The organism is Streptomyces mobaraensis, assembly GCF_020099395.1.
GTDB lineage: Bacteria > Actinomycetota > Actinomycetes > Streptomycetales > Streptomycetaceae > Streptomyces.
This window is the reverse complement of record NZ_CP083590.1, coordinates 7,021,523-7,040,330: the sequence shown is the minus strand read 5'-3', so window position 1 is coordinate 7,040,330 and position 18,808 is coordinate 7,021,523. Positions and strand designations below refer to the sequence as shown.

At 74.1% G+C, this 18,808-nt stretch carries 6 protein-coding genes; 2 read left to right on the top strand and 4 right to left on the bottom strand.

The annotated features are described in order from the left end of the window. Positions 1-50: 50 nt before the first annotated feature. Positions 51-6,533: a type I polyketide synthase gene (locus tag K7I03_RS31135; protein ID WP_399474490.1), complete on the bottom strand. Its 6,483-nt coding sequence runs from the start codon at positions 6,531-6,533 to the stop codon at positions 51-53. Positions 6,534-6,578: 45 nt separating this feature from the next. Further along, positions 6,579-14,114: a type I polyketide synthase gene (locus K7I03_RS31130; RefSeq protein ID WP_185941071.1), complete on the bottom strand. Its 7,536-nt coding sequence runs from the start codon at positions 14,112-14,114 to the stop codon at positions 6,579-6,581. A gap of 303 nt (positions 14,115-14,417) precedes the next feature. Here K7I03_RS31130 and K7I03_RS31125 point away from each other — a divergent pair, with 303 nt between their 5' ends. Then, positions 14,418-15,218: a thioesterase II family protein gene (locus tag K7I03_RS31125; RefSeq protein ID WP_185941072.1), complete on the top strand. Its 801-nt coding sequence runs from the start codon at positions 14,418-14,420 to the stop codon at positions 15,216-15,218. Between the two features lie 223 nt (positions 15,219-15,441). Here the strand turns inward: K7I03_RS31125 and K7I03_RS31120 are convergent, their stop codons facing one another. Together K7I03_RS31120 and K7I03_RS31115 are read right to left on the bottom strand one after the other, a co-directional pair. Further along, positions 15,442-16,053, bottom strand: coding sequence for a TetR/AcrR family transcriptional regulator (locus K7I03_RS31120; RefSeq protein WP_185941073.1), 612 nt, complete (start codon positions 16,051-16,053; stop codon positions 15,442-15,444). Continuing rightward, positions 16,031-17,566, bottom strand: coding sequence for a DHA2 family efflux MFS transporter permease subunit (locus tag K7I03_RS31115; RefSeq protein WP_224347302.1), 1,536 nt, complete (start codon positions 17,564-17,566; stop codon positions 16,031-16,033). Before K7I03_RS31115 ends, K7I03_RS31120 begins: the two co-directional genes overlap by 23 nt. Positions 17,567-17,864: 298 nt before the next feature. Between K7I03_RS31115 and K7I03_RS31110 the strand changes: the two genes are divergently transcribed. Continuing rightward, positions 17,865-18,716: an alpha/beta fold hydrolase gene (locus K7I03_RS31110; protein ID WP_224347301.1), complete on the top strand. Its 852-nt coding sequence runs from the start codon at positions 17,865-17,867 to the stop codon at positions 18,714-18,716. Positions 18,717-18,808 lie beyond the last annotated feature (92 nt).

Sequence of the window (18,808 nt, the reverse complement as noted above, 5' to 3'; positions counted from 1 at the left end):
GCGCTCTGTCTCCCCGCCGGTGGTCGCGAGGTGTGCGGCGTGCACTCGCCTCACACCCCCAGTTCGTTGTCGATGAAGTCCAGTACTTGCTCGGCGGTGGCGGCGTCCAGCCGGTCCGCGGCGGCGTCGGGTGCCGCCGCCGTGAACCGCGCGAGGAGCGCCTCCAGCCGTTCCGCGACCGCCGCCCGGTCGAGGTCCTGTGCGACGGCCGCGGACAGGGTGTGCTCGACGCGCGCCACCTCCCGCAGGACCTGGGCGGTGATGTCGTCCGTCGTGGCGGGCGCGCCCTCCGGGGCGAGCCGTTCGACGAGGTGGGCGGCGAGCGCCTGAGGCTGCGGGTAGTCGAAGACCAGGGCGGCGGGCAGCTTCAGACCGGTGGCGGCGGCGAGCCGGTTGCGCAGCTCGACGGCGGTCAGCGAGTCGAAGCCGAGTTCCTTGAACCGCGTGTCCGTCTGCACCGCGCCCGGGTCGGTGTGGCCGAGTACACCGGCGGCGTGGCCGCGTACCAGGTCGGTCAGCAGCGCCAGTCGCTCCTCGCCGGTCAGGCCGGCGAGCCTGCCGGGCCAGTCGGCCGCGTCGCCGGCGGCGCCGGTGGCGGCCGTGGGCCGGGAGACCGCCGGGGCCCCGGCGGCGGCGAGGGCGCGCAGCACGACGGGCACGGCCGTCGGCGAGGCCGCGGGCACCCGCGCGTCGAGGTCCAGGGCGAGCAGGTCGGGGCGGCCGTGGGCGCGGGCGGCGGACAGCAGGGCGCAGCCCTTCGCCGCGCTGGTGGGGCGGATGCCGTAGCGGTCGATACGGGCCCGGTCCGCCGCGGACAGCGTCCCGGTGAGGCCGCTCACCGCCTCCCACAGCCCCCACGCCACGGACAGGCCCGGCAGGCCCCGGGACCGCCGGTGCCGGGCGAGTGCGTCGCAATAGGCGTTGGCGGCAGCGTAGTTGGCCTGCCCCGGCGTGCCGAGGGTTGAGGCGAAGGAGGAGAACACGACGAACATCCCGAGCCGCGCGTCCTCCGTCGCCTCGTGGAGCAGCCGCGCGGCGGCGGCCTTGGCCTGCCACACGCGAGCGAGGCGCTCGGAACTCTGCGAGCCGATCAGGGCGTTGTCGAGTGTCCCGGCCGCGTGGACGACGCCGGTCAGCGGATGTGCCGGGTCGATCCCGGCGAGCAGTTCGGCCACGGCACCGGGCGCGCTCACGTCGGCCGCCACGAACGTGGCCTCCGCGCCCAGTTCGGCGAGGCGGGCGGCGAGTTCGGGGGCTCCGTCGGCGTCGGGGCCGCTGCGGCTCACCAGCAGCAGGTGCCGGCTCTCCCCCGTGCGCGCCAGGTGTTCGGCGACCGCGGCGCCGATGGTGCCGGTGCCGCCGGTGACGAGGACGGTCCCGTCCGGGTCGAGCGGTGCGGGTACGTCGAGCACCAGTTTGCCGGTGTGCTTGGCCTGGCTCATGAACCGGAACGCCTCCCGCGCCCGGCCGAGCGGCCAGGCCCCGACCGGCAGCGGGTCCAGCCCGCCCGACGCGAACAGTTCGCCCAGGCGGTCGAGCATCGCGCCGAGCCGGTCGGGGCCGGCATCGGCGACCAGGTCGAAGGCGCGGTACGTGACGCCGGGGTGCTCCCGGGCGACGGTCCCGGGGTCGCGCACATCGGTCTTGCCCATCTCCAGGAACCGGCCGCCCTCGCCCAGCAACCGCATTGAGGCATCGAGGAGTTCGCCGGTGAGGCTGTTGAGGACGACGTCCACACCGCGCCCGCCGGTCGCCCGCCGGACCGCTTCCTCGAAGCCGGCGTCGCGCGAGGAGGCCCGGTGGGCGGCGTCGACACCCATGGCCTCCAGCAGGCCGTGCTTGGCGGGGCTCGCGGTGGCGTACACCTCGGCACCCAGGTGGCGGGCTATCCGTACCGCCGCCATGCCCACGCCGCCGGTCGCGGCATGGATCAGCACCGACTCCCCGGCTCGCAGGCCGGCCAGTTCCACCAGGGCGTACCAGGCCGTCAGGTACGCGGCGGGGGCGGCGGCCGCTTCCCGCATGTCCCAGCCCCGCGGGACGGGGGCCAGCGTCCGCTCGTCGGCGACGGCCCACGGCCCGAACGCGCCCTCCAGCATGCCCATCACCCGGTCGCCGACCGCCACGCGCGCGACACCGGGACCGACCTCGGTGACCACACCGGCGGCCTCCGTGCCCGGCAGGGCGTCCGGGTCGGGGTACATGCCCAACGCGATCAGCACATCGCGGAAGTTGACGCCCGCCGCGTGCACGGCGATACGGACCTCACCGGGCCCGAGCGGCCGCAGTACATCGTCGCAGGCCACCGCCGTGACGTCGTCCAGCGTTCCGGACGGCCCGCCGACCAGGCGCCAGGCCCGCTCCCCGGGCGGCGCGGCGAGCTCGGCGCTCCCGGCCGCCCGCTCCCACCGGGGGACGAACAACCGCCTGCCGCGCACGGCGAGTTGCGGCTCGCCCACGCCCACCGCGCCCCGCACCGCCGCGGTGACGGCGTCGCGGGTGTCCCGGTCGAAGGGAGCGTCCAGGTCGAGCAGGACGAGGCGGTCCGGGTTCTCCGACTGGGCGCTGCGGACGAGCCCCCACACGGCGGCGCCAGCGAGGTCCGGTCCGCCCGGCGCGGCCGCGCCGTCGGACGGCTCGGCGGCGTCCACCGCGCTCCGGGTGACGAGCACCAGCCGGGCCCGGTCCAGGAGCGGCGCGTCCAGGAACCTCTGCACGAGATCCAACGCACGTGCGGTCACGTCCAGTTCGTCGCCCGCGCTGGTGTCCACCGGCGCGAACACGAGGTCGGGCACCGGGGCTCCGGCGGCCACGGCGTCGACGAGCGCGTCCAGGCCCGGGTAGCGGTCCGGGCCGAGGCCGGGACCGCCCAGGACCGCCGACGCCAAGGGTCCGCCGGTGGCGTGCGGCAGGGACAGCGGTGTCCAGCGCAGCTCGTAGAGCCCGTCCGTACCCGGCGCCGCGGCGGCCCGTACCTGCCGGGCGCTGGTGGAACGCAGCCGCAGGGCCGCCACGTCCGCCACCGGCCCGCCCGCCGGGTCGGTCACGGTCACGCGCACCGTCTCCTCGGCACCCCCGCTCAGCCCGGAGATCCGCACCCGCGCAGCGGTGGCGCCGGCGGCCCACAGCGACACACCGCTCCAGGAGAACGGCAGCAACACCTGCCCGTCCCCGAAGCGTTCGGCGAGCAGCAGCGGGTGCAGGGCGGCGTCGAGCAGCGCCGGGTGGATGCCGAACCCGTCGGCGGCACCGGCCTGTTCGGGCAGCGCCACCTCGGCCAGCAGCTCGTCGCCCTGCCGCCACAGCGCCCGCAGTCCCTGGAACGCCGGGCCGTACTCGTACCCCGCGGCGGCGAGGCGCTCGTAGAAACCGCTCAGTTCCACCGGCTCGGCATCGGCCGGGGGCCACTGCCCCGCCTGCCCGGGTGGCCGGCCCGCCGGCTCGCGCCCCAGCTCGCCGGCGGCATGGCACACCCATGCCGCGTCGGACCCCTCCGGACGCGAGTACACCTGTATGTCGCACCGGCCCTGCGCATCGGGCGCCCCCACGGCGACCTGAACGTCGACGCTCCCGGAGGCGGGAAGCACGAGCGGCGCGCGGAGCGTCAGCTCCTCCACGGTGGCGCAGCCCGCCTCGTCGGCGGCCCGCAGCGCCCACTCCACCATGGCAGCTCCCGGCACCAGGGCCGTCCCGGCCACCACGTGCCCGCCCAGCCGGCCACGGCCCTCGGCGGAGATCCGGCCGTCGAGCACCACTCCCCCACCGGCCAGCGCGACCGAGGTGGGCAGCAGCGCGTGCCCCGAAGCGGAACGGACGTCATGTACGGCACCAGCCCTGGCCGAGGAATCGGCCAGCCAGTAGCGCCGGCGCTGGAAGGCGTAGGTGGGCAGGTCGACGGTACGGGGGGTGGGATCGGCGGGGAAGAAACGCCGCCAGTCGACCTCCACGCCAGCGGTGAACGCGCGTGCGACGGAATGCGCGAGCTGGACGGCGTCGCCGTGGTCACGGCGCAGGGTGGGCACCACCGTCGCGGAAACGCCCGCCCGCTCGATGGTCTCCTCCATGCCCAGGTTCAGCACCGGATGCGGGCCGGCCTCGATGAAGACGCGATAGCCGTCCGCCAGCAGCGCCTCGATGGTGTCGGCGAAGCGGACCTGCTGCCGCAGGTTCGTGACCCAGTAGTCCGAGGTCAGAGTGGCAGTGTCGATCCGGCCGGCAGTGACCGTGGAGTAGAACGCAGTGTCGGTCGCCAAGGGCTCGACACCGCTCAAACGGTCGGCCAGCAGGTCCGCGATCTCGTCCACCTGCGGACCGTGCGAGGCATAGTCCACATCGATCAGGCGGGCACGCAGCTCGCGCCCCTTCGCGTCGGCCACGACCGCCGCCACCTGCTCCGCAGGACCGGAAACAACCGTGGAGGACGGGCCGTTCACGGCAGCGACGCCCACCCCGGTACGCCCGTCGATCAGCTCCTCGGCAACCTCCCGGCCCACGCCGAGAGAAGCCATCGCACCCCGACCGGCCAACCTCCTCAACGCATCACTACGCACCGCGACGACCCGCGCCGCATCCTCCAACGACAACGCACCAGCCACCACCGCCGCAGCCATCTCACCTTGCGAATGACCGATCACCGCAGCGGGCCTGACCCCGTACTCCGCCCACACAGCGGCCAACGAGACCATCACCGCCCACAGAACCGGCTGCACCACCTCCACCCGCGACAACACATCGCCGCTCCCGCGCAACACCTCGACCAACGACCAATCCACATACGGAGACAACGCCCGCTCGCACTCGGCAATCCGAGCCGCGAACACCGGTGACTCATCCAGCAGTTGGGCACCCATACCCGCCCACTGCGACCCCTGCCCCGGGAACACCAGCACCGGCCCCGGACCCACATCACCGGCCACCCCGGACACCACATCCGCCGACACCTCACCCGCGGCCAGCGCCTCAAGACCCGCGACCGCCTGACCGACGTCCCGGCCCACCACCACGGCCCGGTGCTCGAAGGCCGCGCGCGACGTCGCCAGCGACCACCCCACGTCCATCAGCGAGGAGTTCTCCGACGCGAAGGCACCCAAACGACGGGCCTGCTCCCGCAGCGCCTCACCCGTACGCCCGGACACCACCCACGGCACCACCGCACCCGGAACAGGCTCCGGCACACCCTCGTCGGAAACCTCCGCCGGCGCCTCCTCCAGGATCACATGCGCGTTCGTCCCCGAGATACCGAACGCGGAGACGCCGGCCCGGCGCGGGTGGCCCGTGTCCGGCCACATGGTGGGCTCGGTGACGACCTCGACCGCCCCGGCCTCCCAGTCGACGTGCGGGCTGAGCTCCTCGACGTGGAGCGTCGCGGGCACGACGCCCTGCCGGATCGCCATGACCGTCTTGATGACGCCGGCGACGCCCGCGGTGGCGTGCGTGTGGCCGATGTTGGACTTGAGCGAGCCGAGCAGCAGGGGCCGGTCGCGGTGCTGCCCGTACGTGGCGAGCAGGGCCTGGGCTTCGATGGGGTCGCCCAGCTTGGTGCCGGTGCCGTGCGCCTCCACGACGTCCACCTCGGCGGGCGTCAGCCGGGCGCCGGCCAGGGCGGCGCGGATGACGTTCTCCTGCGCGGCGTCGTTGGGCGCGGTGAGGCCGTTGCTGGCGCCGTCCTGGTTGACGGCCGAACCCCGGACGACGGCGAGGACGTCGTGGCCGTTGCGGCGGGCGTCGGAGAGGCGCTCCAGCAGGATCAGGCCGATGCCCTCGGAGAAGCCGGTGCCGTCGGCCGCCGCGGCGAAGGGCTTGCAGCGGCCGTCGGGGGCCAGGCCGCGCTGGCGGCAGAACTCGGTGAACATCAGCGGGCTGGACAGCACGAGCACGCCGCCCGCCACCGCCAGGTCGCACTCGCGCTGGCGCAGCGCCTGGCAGGCCAGGTGGACGGCCACGAGGGAGGCGGAGCAGGCCGTGTCGACGGTGACCGCCGGGCCCTCCAGGCCGTAGGTGTAGGCGACCCGGCCCGAGATGACGCTGGTGAGGCTGCCGGTGGTGGCGTGCCCCTCGAACCCCTCGGGGATGCGCGGGAGTTGGGACAGGTAGTCCTCGCTCGATACCCCGGCGTAGACGCCGGTGCGGCTGCCCTTGAGCGTGGCGGGCACGATGCCGGAGCGCTCGAACAGTTCCCAGGAGGTCTCCAGCATCAAGCGCTGCTGCGGGTCCATGGCCAGCGCCTCGCGGGGGCTGATGCCGAAGAAGTCGGCGTCGAAGGAGCACGCGTCGTCCACGAACCCGCCGTGCCGCACATAGCTGGTGCCGTAGTGGGCGGGGTCGGGGTGGTAGAGCGCGTCGAGGTCCCAGCCGCGGTCGGCGGGGAAGTCCTCGATGGCGTCCTTGCCCGCGGCGACCAGACTCCACAGGTCCTCGGGCGAGGTCACGCCGCCGGGGAACCGGCAGGCCATGCCGACGATCGCGATCGGTTCCTGGTGGCGGTCCTCCGCCTGGCGCAGGCGCTGCTTCGTGTCGTGGAGTTCGGTGGTCACGCGGCGCAGATACTCGACCAGTTGCTCTTCGCTCGGCATGTGGGGTCACCCGGCCTTCGGAGTGGGGTTCGCGGGCGCGGTGTCGCGCGAGACGCCCAGCTCGTTGTCGATGAAGTCGAAGATCTGATCGGCGGACGCGGCCTTGAGCCGGTGGGCGGCGCTGTCGCCGTCCGCCGCGGCGTTCGTGGACTTCCACCGGGCCAGCAGCGCCTCGAGCCGGGTGGTGATCTCCCCCGCGTCCCCGTGGGGCAGGCGGGTGGCGATCGCGGTCAGGTCGTTCTCCATGCGGGTCAGGCCGCTCAGGACGGTGTCGGTGGTGAGCGGCCCGGACCGCGCCCCGGCCGGCGCCTCGTTTCCGGCCGCACCTTCCTGGGCGGTCAGCCGTTCGCGCAGGTGGCCGGCGATGGCCGCGGGGGTCGGGTAGCGGAAGACGAGGGCGGTGGGCAGACGCAGACCGGTGTCCGCGACGAGCCGGTTGCGCAGCTCGACGGCGGTGAGCGAGTCCAGACCCAGTTGTTTGAACGTGGCGTCGCCGCGCAGCGCGTCCGGGTCGGTACGGCCGAGGACCGCGGCGGCGTGGGCGCGGACGGAGTCGATGAGCACTCCGAGCTGTTCGGCGGCGGACAGGGGGGCCAGGCGGCCGGCCCAGTCCGTGGGAGGGCGGTGGTTGGCGGCCGAGCGCCGGGCCGGGGCGTGCGGGACGGTGCGGGGGCCCGTCGACGCCGTCGGTGCGGCGGCCTCTTCGGCGGCCCGCAGCCGCTCGGCCGTTGCCGTCACCAGGACGAGGGCCTCGCAGGTGAGCACGTCGGCCCCGGCGAGGTCGCTGACCCGGACCTGCCAGGCCCGCCCCGGCTGCGCGTCATCCCGCCCGTCGAGAGGGGTGAGACGGACGCGCGCGGAGGTGGCGCCGGAGGCCCACAGGGAGACCCCGGTCAGGGTGAAGGGCAGCCACACGTGGTCCGCCTCGGCCGGTTCGGCGAGCACAGCGGGGTGCAGCACGGCATCGAGGAGGGCGGGATGGATACCGAACTCGTCTGCGCCGCTGCTGTCCTGAGGGAGTGTCACCTCGGCGTACAGGTCGTCGCCACGACGCCACATCGCGCGCACGCCCCGGAAGGCGGGTCCGTAGCCGACGCCGGACGCGGCGGCGCCCTCGTAGAAGCCGTCCAGGTCGAAGGGTACGGCGCCGGGGGGCGGCCACGCGCCCTCCGTCGCGACCGGCGGTTCGGCCGCCTCGGCGGCCAGTCGGCCGCTGGCGTGGCAGGTCCAGCCCGTGTTTCCGGTGGGGTCCGCGGCTTCGTCTGGGCGGGCGTGGATGTGGATGTCGCGCTGCCCGTCCCGCTCGTCGGCCGGGCCCACGGCGATCTGCACCCGCACGCCCCCGGTCTCGGGCAGTACGAGCGGCGTCTCGAACGTGAGCTCTTCGACGCCCGCGCATCCGGCCTCGTCGGCGGCGCGCAAAGCCCACTCGGTGAGGACCGAGGCGGGCACGAGAGCCGTGCCGAAGAGGGTGTGCTGGGCGAGCCACGGGTGGCTGTGCCTGCCGATGCGCCCGGTGAGCAGGCGCACACCGCCGTCGGCGAGTTCGGTGGCGGCACCCAGCAGCGGATGCCCGGCCGGCGACAGGCCGAGGGCGGCGGCATCCTGACCGCCTGCGGGCGCCTCCAGCCAGTAGCGCCGACGCTGGAAGGGGTACGTGGGCAGGTCGAGCGCGGGCCTGCCGGAGGCCGCGAACCACTTCGTCCACCGGACGGCGCAGCCCGCGCCGAAGGCGTCACCCAGCGACCGGGCCAGGCGGGCGAGGCCGCCGTCGTCACGTCGCAGCGTGGGCACGGTCACGGCGTCCGCCTCGGCCGCCTCGAAGGTCTCCTGGAGGCCGAGGGTCAGTACGGGGTGCGGGCTGGCCTCGATGAAGACGCGGTATCCGTCCGCCAGCAACGCCTCGACCGTCTCGGCGAAGCGGACCCGCTGCCGCAGGTTCGTGATCCAGTAGTCGGAGGTGAGGTCGGCGGTGTCGATCCGGCCTGCGGTGACCGTGGAATAGAACGCGATGTCCGTGGCGAGGGGCTCGACACCGCTCAGGCGGTCGGCCAGCAGATCCGCGATCTCGTCCACCTGTGGACCGTGCGAGGCGTAATCCACATCGATCAGGCGGGCGCGATGGCCTTGCGCCTCGGCTTCCGCGACCACGGCCGCCACCTGCTCCGGCGGACCCGAAACCACCGTCGACGAAGGCCCGTTCACGGCGGCGACGCCGACTCCCGCATGCCCGTCGATCAGCTCTTCGGCAATCTCCCGGCCCACACCGAGGGAAGCCATCGCACCCCGACCGGCCAACCGCCTCAACGCATCACTGCGCACGGCGACGATCCGCGCCGCATCCTCCAACGACAACGCACCGGCCACCACCGCCGCGGCCATCTCACCTTGTGAATGACCGATCACGGCAGCGGGCTTGACCCCGTACTCGGCCCAGACGGCGGCGAGGGAAACCATCACCGCCCACAGAACCGGCTGCACCACCTCCACCCGCGACAACGCATCGTCGTTCCCGCGCAACACCTCCGTCAGCGACCAGTCGACATACGGAGACAACGCCCGCTCACACTCGGCAATCCGAGCCGCGAACACCGGCGACTCATCAAGCAGCCGAGCCCCCATCCCGACCCACTGCGACCCCTGCCCCGGGAACACCAGCACCGGGCCGGGGCCGACGGCTCCCGTCGGCGTCCCTGCCGGGGTGTCGCCGGAGGCGAGCGCGCCGACCTGTTCCAGCAGGTCCTCGCGGTCCTTCCCCACCACCACGGCACGGTGCTCGAACGCCGACCGTGTCGAGGCGAGTGCCCAGCCCACGTCCGCGGCCGTCACGGACGGTGCTGCCGTCACGAAGGAGCCGAGCCGGCGTGCCTGTGCGCGCAGGGCGTCGGCCGTCCGCCCGGAGAGCACCCACGGGACCACCGCGGCGCCGTCCGCCACCCGCCCGACCGCTTCCTCGTATGAAGCCTCCTCGTGGGGCGCTTCCTCCAGGACGAGGTGGGCGTTGGTCCCGGAGATGCCGAAGGAGGAGATCCCGGCCCGGCGCGGGCGTTCGCCGCGCGACCAGGCGACGGGCTCGGTGAGCAGCCGCACGGTGCCCGGCGACCAGTCGACGTGCCGGCTCGGTTCGTCCACATGCAGGGTGGCGGGGAGCAGCTCGTGGCGGAGCGCCATCACCATCTTGATCACGCCGGCGACGCCGGCGGCGGCCTGGGTGTGACCGATGTTCGACTTCACCGATCCCAGCCACAGCGGGTGGTCGGCGGAGCGTCCGCGGCCGTAGGTGGCGATGAGGGCCTGGGCCTCGATCGGGTCGCCCAGGGTGGTCCCGGTGCCGTGTGCCTCGACCACGTCCACCTCGGTCGCCTCCAGGCGCGCGGCGGCGAGGGCGGCGCGGATGACGCGCTGCTGGGAGGGGCCGTTGGGGGCGGTGAGGCCGTTGCTCGCGCCGTCCTGGTTGACGGCGGACCCCTTGACCACCGCGAGGACCCGGTGCCCCCGGCGGCGTGCGTCCGAGAGGCGCTCCAGGAGGACGAGGCCGACGCCCTCGGCCCAGCCGGTGCCGTCGGCGGCGTTCGCGAAGGGTTTGCAGCGGCCGTCGGGGGCCAGTCCGCGCTGCCGGGAGAACTCGGTGAACATGCCCGGTGTGGCGAGGACCGTGGCGCCCCCGGCCAGGGCCAGGTCGCACTCGCCGCGCCGCAGCGCCTGGGCCGCCAGGTGGAGCGCGACGAGGGAGGACGAGCACGCGGTGTCCACCGTGAGGGCGGGGCCCTCCAGCCCGAACGTGAACGACACCCGGCCCGAGGCCACGCTGGGTGTGCTGCCCGTCAGCAGGTAACCGTCGGTCGACTGCGCGGGTTCGTGCAGCCGGGGGCCGTAGTCCTGGCCCGTCATGCCGACGAAGACGCCGGTGGGACTGCCCTTGAGCAGGTGCGGGTCGTAGCCGGCCCGCTCGAACGCCTCCCAGGCGCACTCGAGGAGCAGCCGCTGCTGCGGGTCGACGGCCAGTGCCTCGCGCGGGCTGATGCCGAAGAACTCGGCGTCGAAGTCGGCCGCGCCGTAGAGGAATCCGCCCTGGCGGGTGTGGCTGGTGCCGGAGCGCTCGCCGTCGGCGTGGAACAGCCGCTCCAGGTCCCAGCCGCGGTCACCGGGGAAATCCCCGATGGCGTCGGCGCGTTCGGAGACCAGCCGCCACAGATCCTCGGGCGAGTCTCCGCCGCCGGGGTAGCGGCAGCTCATGGCGACGATGACGACGGGGTCGTCGTCGGCGTCGGCCGCGCCCGGGCGGGCGGTCGCGGAGGCGGCGGTTTCGGGTGCGGCGCTTTCGGGTGCGCCGGTGAGGAGGGTCCGCAGGTGCTCGGCGACGGCCAGGGGGGTCGGGTGGTCGAAGGTGAGGGTGGCGGTCAGTCCGAGTCCGGTGGCCGCGCCGAGCCGTTCGCTCAGTTCGGTGGCGGCCATGGAGTCGAAGCCGAGCTGCTTGAAGGTCCGCGCCGGGTCGACCGCGCCGGGGGCGGCGCCGAGGACGACGGCCACCTGCCGCGTGACCAGGGCGAGGACGTCGGTCTCGGGGAGCGCGGCCGGGCCGGCCGGTTCGGTCGGCGTCGGTTCCTCGTGCCGCGCGGAGGCCGGCGTCGGTTCCTCGTGCCGTGCGGGGGTCTCCCGCGGCGCGGCCGGGGTGGCCGCCGAATCGGTGTCCGGCCAGTGGCGTTCGCGCTGGAAGGCGTAGGTCGGCAGGCTGACGCGACCACCATGGCCCGCGGCGGCCTGCCCGGCGGTGCAGTCGACGTCGGCGCCGCGCACGTACGCCTGGGCCAGGGCCGTCAGCAGCGTGCCCGTCTCGGCGCGGCCTCTGCGGCACACCGCGATCGCGGCGGGGCGCGGGCGGCCCGGGGCGCCGGTGGCGGGGAAGCACTCGCGGGCCATCGCGGACAGCGGGGCGTCCGGGCCCAGTTCGACGAACGTGGCCACGCCCTGCTCGCAGAGGTGGTGTACGCCGGACAGGAACTGCACGGGCCTGCGCGCGTGTTCCGCCCAGTAGTCCGGACGCGAGAGGTCGGCCGCGGTGACCGGGCGGCCGGTGACGTTGGAGACGATCGGGATGGCGGGTTCGTGGAAGGTCAGCCCCGCCGCGACGGTGCGCAGCTCGTCGAGGGCCGGGTCCATGTGGGGCGAGTGGAAGGCGTGGCTGACCTTCAGGTGGCTGGTCTTGCGGCCGCGTCGCCGCCAGGCGGCGGTCAGTTCCCCGACGGTGTCGCGGTCGCCGGACACGACGACGGAGTGCGGGCCGTTGACCGCGGCGAGGGTGACCCGCTCCTCGTACCCGGCGAGCAGCTCGGCGGCCTCGTCCGCGCTCGCCTGCCAGGCGGCCATCGCGCCGTCCGCCCGTACGGCCTGCATCAGGCGGCCGCGCGTGGCGACGAGCGCGCTCGCGTCCGGCAGCGAGAGGGCACCGGCCACGTGCGCGGCGGCGATCTCGCCGACGGAGTGGCCCAGCAGGTGGCCGGCCCGGAGGCCGAAGGAGGACACGAGGCGGTACAGGCTCGTCTCGATCGCGAAGAGCGCGGGCTGGGTGTACTCCGTCCGGTCGAGGAGGGTGCCCGGCTCCGGGCCGTCGCCGAAGACGATGTCGCGCAGCGGGCGGTCCAGGTGGGCGTCGAGCGCTGCGAACGCCTCGTCGAGGGCGTCGGCGAAGACGGGGAAGGCGTCGTACAACGCACGGCCCATCCCCAACCGTTGGGCTCCCTGGCCGCTGAAGAGGAAGGCGGTGCCGCCCTCGGTGACCGCCTCGCCCGTCACGACGGAGGCGGTGTCCGCGCCTTCGGCGAGCGCGTCGAGGGCGGTGAGCAGCTCGCCGGTGCCGCCGCCGAGCAGGACGGCGCGGTGGGTCAGGGCGGTACGGCGGGTGACCAGCGCGTGGGCCACCGCGGCGGGGTCCGGGGCGGACCGGGCGGCCAAGTGGTCGCGCAGCCGGGTGGCTTGGGCACGAAGGGCGGCGACACTGTGGGCACTGACGGGCCAGGCCACCGGAACCGACGCGGCGGGTCCCGCCGGCGCCGCGACGGACGCCGGTGTCGACTCGGTCGGGACCGGCGTCGACCCGACGGATGCCGCCGCCGACTCACCGGGCGCCCGCGTCGTCTCAGCGGACACCGGCGTCATCGCGACGGACACCGCTGCCGACTCACCGGGCGCCGGCGTCGGCTCGGCGGAAGGCTTCGCCGCGGCGGCGCGCCCGGCGCCCCTCTCCTCGTCGGGTGCCGCGGCCAGGACGACGTGCCCGTTGGTGCCGCCCATACCGAACGACGACACCCCGGCGATCAGCGGCCGTTCGGGACGTGGCCAGTCACCCAGCCGTCGCTGGACGACGAGGCCGAGGCCGGTGAGCGGGATGGCCGGGTTGGGGGCGTCGAAGTTCAGGCTCGGCGGGAGCTTGCGGTGGTGGATGCTCAGGGCCGTCTTGATGAACCCGGTGATTCCGGCGGCGGCTTCGAGGTGGCCGACGTTCGTCTTGACGGAGCCGACGGCGAGGGGCGTCGTGCGCGCGCCGTCCATGCCCAGCACGGCACCGAGGGCCGCGGCCTCGATCGGGTCTCCCACGGGGGTTCCGGTGCCGTGGAGTTCGACGTACTGCACCTGATGGGGCGTCACACCCGCGTCCTGGCAGGCCAATCGCACCACGTCCTGCTGCGCCCGCCCGCTGGGCAGGGTCAGGCCGTCGGTGGCGCCGTCGCTGTTGACGGCACTCCCCCGGATCACGCAGTACACGGTGTCGCCGTCGCGCCGGGCGGCCGCCAGCGGTTTGAGCACCACCAGGCCGCCGCCCTCGCCGCGGACGAAACCGTCGGCCCGGGCGTCGAAGGTGTGGCAGCGGCCGGTGGCCGAGAGGCCGCCGAAGCGGGCGGCGGCCAGCTCGGTGCTCTCCGGGGAGCAGATGAGGTTGACGCCGCCGGCGAGGGCGAGCTCGGACTCGCCGTTCCGCAGGCTCTCGCAGGCCAGGTGCAGGGCGACCAGCGAGGAGGACTGCGCGGTGTCCACGGTGAGGCTGGGGCCGGTCAGGTGGTGGGTGTACGAGATGCGGTTGGCCAGGATGCTGCGGTGGACGCCGGTCATGGTGTGCCGGGTGACGGCCTGGTGCCGGTGGGCCTGGCGGCGCAGGACGTGGGTGTAGTCGTCCCAGATCGCGCCGACGAAGACGCCGGTGCGGCTGCGGGCCAGGTCGGGCGGCCGGATCCCGGCGTCCTCGAACGCTTCCCAGCTGAGTTCGAGGAGGAGCCGCTGCTGCGGGTCCATCGCCACGGCCTCGCGCGGGCTGACGCGGAAGAAGTCCGCGTCGAAGCCGTCGACGCGGTCCAGGTAGCCGCCCGGCCCGGTGAGGCCGGAGTCCGCCCGCCGCCGCGCGGGCGGGGTGGGGCGCACGGCGTCGCGGCCCTCGCTCAGGAGCCGCCAGAACGCGGCTGGGTCGGATGCTCCGGGCAGGCGGCAGGCCATGCCGACGACGGCGACGGGTTCGGGTCGGGCGCCCGGCCCTGTGGGGGAAGTCGCCATCACGTCAGGCGCGTTCGCAGGAGGGACAACTGACTGCCACACAACATCAACTGCGCTCCCGGTCCGAAATCGGAGATCGCTTCGAGTACCGCGCTCATCGTGAGCGGGGTCTCTAAAGGGGAGCCAAACCCCGTCTTGCCGCCTGCCGCTTTAGTCCGCCGCTATGGGTCGCGGTCAGCATCGGGCGCGTAAGAGACCGGTAGGGACCGGTGTGCGCCGGACGGGCCGGGCCGGCTGCGGCCCCGGGCACGCGGGCTCCGGGCGGAGCATCCGCCGCGGGACGACGGGACGAGAGGGAGTGCCATGAGCGAGGCTGCCAAGGGCGTACCGGAGGAGTGGGGAGCGGGGGCCGGGCTGTGGTTGCGCCGGTACCACGACGGCGCGGGCGCGCCGGTGCGGCTGCTGTGTTTTCCGTTCGCGGGCGGCTCGGCGAGTTACTTCTTCGGCCTGTCGCGTCTGCTCTCGCCGGGTGTCGAGGTGCTGGCGGTGCAGTATCCGGGGCGGCAGGACCGGCACGCCGAGCCGTGCCTGGAGTCGGTGCCGGATCTCGCCGACGCGGTGGTGGACCGATTGCCGCCCGGTGACAAGCCGTTCGCCCTGTTCGGGCACAGCATGGGCGCCCTCGTGGCGTTCGAGGTGGCCCGTCGGCTGCGGGGCCCGGGTGGTCCCGGCCGTCCGGTGCGGCTGTTCGCCTCCGGCGGCGTCGCGCGGCCCTACCGGCCGGAGGGCTCGGCCGGTCCGCCCGGCGACGGGGACATCCTGGCGCACCTGCGGTCGCTGGGCGGGACCGACGAGAGGTTCTTCGCCAGCGAGGAGCTGCAGGCCCTGATCCTGCCCGCGCTGCGGGCGGACTACCGCGCTGTCGGCGCCTACGTGCCGCCGGGTCCGGAGCGGCTGGACTGTCCGGTGACGGCGCTGATCGGGGACGCGGACGAGCGGACCTCGCCCGCGGAGGCGGCGACGTGGCGGGAGCGCACCAACGGTGACTTCGAGCTGCATGTGCTGCCCGGCGGGCACTTCTACCTGGACGCCTGCATGGAGCGGGTGGCGGAGATCGTCGCCGACGCGCTGGGCGCGGGCCGTCCGGTCCGCACGGGCGCCTGAGACACCCGTCCCCCGGCGCGTCCCGTACGGGGGTCGGGACGCGCCGGGGGTGGGCCGTGCGCGGCAGGCGGGGGAAGCGAAGCCGCGCACGGCCGGCCGGGGTCCTCGCGGGTCCCGCCGGGGGGGCCGGGGCTCGCGGGGTGCCGTACGCGGTGGGCGGGGGCTCCGCCGCGTACGGCCGTCGGTCGGGGGCGTGGGACCGCCCCGGGGTGGTGGACCGCGGTCAGGGCCGCAGGTCCTCCAGGAACAGGAGTGCCTCGTCGAGGGCGACGGCGAAGTCCAGCTCCGGGTTCTTCGCCCACTCCAGGGAGACCTGGAGCATCACCCCGAAGACCGCCCCGGCGTAGGCGCGGACCGAGGCGTCGCCCGGGTCGCGGCCGGCGCGCTTGGCCACCTGCTCGGACATGATCTCCATGGTCCGGCTCATGTTGCCCAGGCTGGCCCCCCACAGCTCCGGCTCGGAGATGATGAGGACCCAGCGCTCGCGCTGGAGGGCCAGTTCCTCGGGCGGGATGTCCTCGAGCATGGACCTGATGGTCCGGCGCTCCGCCTGGATCGGTGTGAGGTCGGGCGACTGCGCCTGGAGCATCATCGCGAAGGGCAGATCGTAGTCGTGCGAGAAGACCAGGTCCTGCTTGGTCGGGAAGTAGCGGAAGACGGTGCTGGGGGCGACCTCGGCGGCCTCGGCGATCTGCTCGATGGTCGTGGCCGTGTAGCCCTGTTCCCGGAACATCCGCACCGCCTCCCGCTGGATTGCGGCCTTGGTCCTGGCCTTCTTGCGTTCTCTCAGGCCCGTCACCGGTTTGGCCTGGTCAGGCTGCGTCTGCGGCTTCATGCTGAGATTTTGCGGGCTCGGCGGCGCGATCACCAACCTGCCGGGGCAGCATCACCGCGGCGAGCAGCGCGCCGAACAGTCCGAGGCCGGCGGAGACCACCAGGACGACGTCCAGGCCGTGGACGAAGGCGGAGCTGACCATGTCGGCGAGTTCGGATGACTTCACCGCGCGGGCGACGGCCAGGCCGCCGAAGACGGAGTCCTGGATCGCGTCCTGCGCACGCTGGGGCAGGTCGCCGACGTCGAGCTTGCCGCGGTAGCTGGAGTTGAGGATGGAGCCGAGGATGGCCGCGCCGAAGCTTCCGCCGAGGGTGCGGATGGACTGGTTGACCGCCGAGCCGACACCCGCGCTCTCCGTCGACAGCTCGCCGAGGGCGGCGTCCATGGCGGTGGGGAGGGCGAAGCCGAGGCCCAGTCCGTAGGCGGCGGTCCAGGTGGCCGCGAGGCCGGTGCCGCTGCCGGTGTCCGTGGTCGCGCCGTAGAACAGGGCGGCGGCGAGGAGGACGAAGCCCAGGGCCACCGCGGCCTTCGGCCCCATGGCCTTGGCGATCTTCCCGGCGATGGAGACACCCACGAGCAGGCCGCCGACCATCGGCAGCAGCCGGAAGCCGCTGCCCATCGCGTCGGTGCCCAGGATCGCCTGGTAGTACTGCGGCATCGTGAACAGCACGCCGAACATGGTGAAGTTGATGACCGTGCCGAGCAGGGTGCCCGAGGTGAACCGGGCCGAGCGGAACAGCGACAGGTCGACCAGCGGGTCGGTCGCCCGCTTCTCCCAGAGCACGAAGACGACGACGGCGAGCAGGCCGCCGAGCAGCGGCGCCAGCGTGGTGACGTCCGTCCAGCCCTTCTCGCCGCCCTGGATCACCCCGTAGGTCATCGCGGCCAGGCCGACGCTGGAGAACACCAGGCCGCCCATGTCGAACCGCTTGACCTGCGACGCCTTCGACTCCGGCAGCCAGGCGGAGACCGCGAGGAAGGCGAGGATCACCACCGGCACGTTGATCAGGAAGACCGCTCCCCACCAGAAGTGGTTGAGGAGGTAGCCGCCCAGGATCGGGCCGAGCGGGTAGGCCAGCATCGCCGCGCCCGCCACCGCGCCGATCGCCTTGGGACGCTCCTCGTCGGAGAACATCACCGGCAGCAGCGACAGCGTCGTCGGCATGATCAGGGCGGCGCCGAGGCCGAGCACCGCCCGCGCGGCGATGAACGTGCCCGACGACGTGGAGTAGGCGCAGGCCAGCGAGGCCAATCCGAAGATCACCAGGGCGACGAGCAGGATCTTCTTGCGCCCGTAGCGGTCCCCGAGCACGCCGGCCGGGATCATCCCGGCGGCGAAGACCAGCGTGTACGACGTGACGAACCACTGCAGCTCGACGTTGTTGGCGCCCAGGTCATCGGCCATGGCCGGCAGGGCCAGGCTCAGGATCGTCACATCGAAGCCCACGACCAGGGACGCAAGCACGAGAGCCCCGACGGCCCACCACCTGCGCGCCCCCAGATCTGCTGACACGAGAGTCCACCTCCTAACGAGAGTTCAACTTCTTGTCGGAGCGTACTCTCATTTTTTAGGCCGGGGCAATCCCCCCGCCGACCGGGTCGCCGCGGGGGCCGGGGATTGCCCCGGCCCCGGCCGTACGGCAGGCTTCGATCTCCGGCAACCGGCGCTCGCTCGCACGCGCCGCCGGTGCCCGCGACGGCCGCGCCGCACGGACCCGCGCCCGCCGGGACGCGTACGCCGTCGCCCCCGCACAGCGCCCCTGCCCCTTCCCGCCACCGAGGGCCCACCTGTGAAGAACCTCCGCATACCCGTGTCGAAGACCGTCTCCCTCGCCGTCCGCCACCGGCCCGCCGCCGGACCGGACGCCCCGGGCAGACCCTTCGTCCTGCTGCACGGACTGCTGTCGAACGCCCGGATGTGGGACGAGGTCGCCGAGCGCCTCGCGGCCGCCGGGCACCCGGTCTACGCCGTCGACCAGCGCGGCCACGGCGCCTCCGACACCCCGCCGGACGGGTACGAGCACGCCGCCGTCGTCGCCGACCTCGCCAGGACGTTCGCCGCCCTGGAGCTGGAGCACGCCCTCGTCGCCGGGCACTCCTGGGGCGGGCACCTGGCGCTCCGCCTGGCCGCCGAACACCCGCGCCTGGTCGACGGGTTGGCCCTGGTCGACGGCGGCTGGTACGAGTTCGACGGACCGGTGATGCGCGCCTTCTGGGAGCGCACCGCCGACGTCGTGCGGCGTGCGCAGGAAGGCACCACCAGGGCCGCCGACATGCGCGCCTACCTCCGCAGCGTGCACCCCGACTGGTCGCCCGCGGCCGTCGAGGCGCGGCTGGCCGACTACCACCTCAGCCCGGACGGGCTGCTGATCCCGCGGATGACCGCGGAGCAGGTCATGTCGATCGTCGAGAGCCTCCAGCGCGAGTCCCCCGCCGACTGGTACCCGAAGATCTCCGTGCCCGTCGTGCTGCTGCCCGTCATCCCGAACATCCCGCAGCTCGTCGACCAGGTCCGCGCGTGGGTGGACGCCGCCGAGGCCGCCCTGGACCGGGTCCGGGTGCGCTGGTACGACGGCTCCGACCACGACCTGCACGCGAGCGCCCCCGACGAGGTCGCCGCCGACCTGCTCCGGCTCGCCGGCGCGGTCTCCGCCGCCCGCTGAACCCCCTCGGCAAGCCGGGGGTTAGCGCCGCTTAAGCGCGCGCGGCGACCCTGGCTGCGGCCTGCGGCACCGCACGGCCGCTTGAGGCCTCA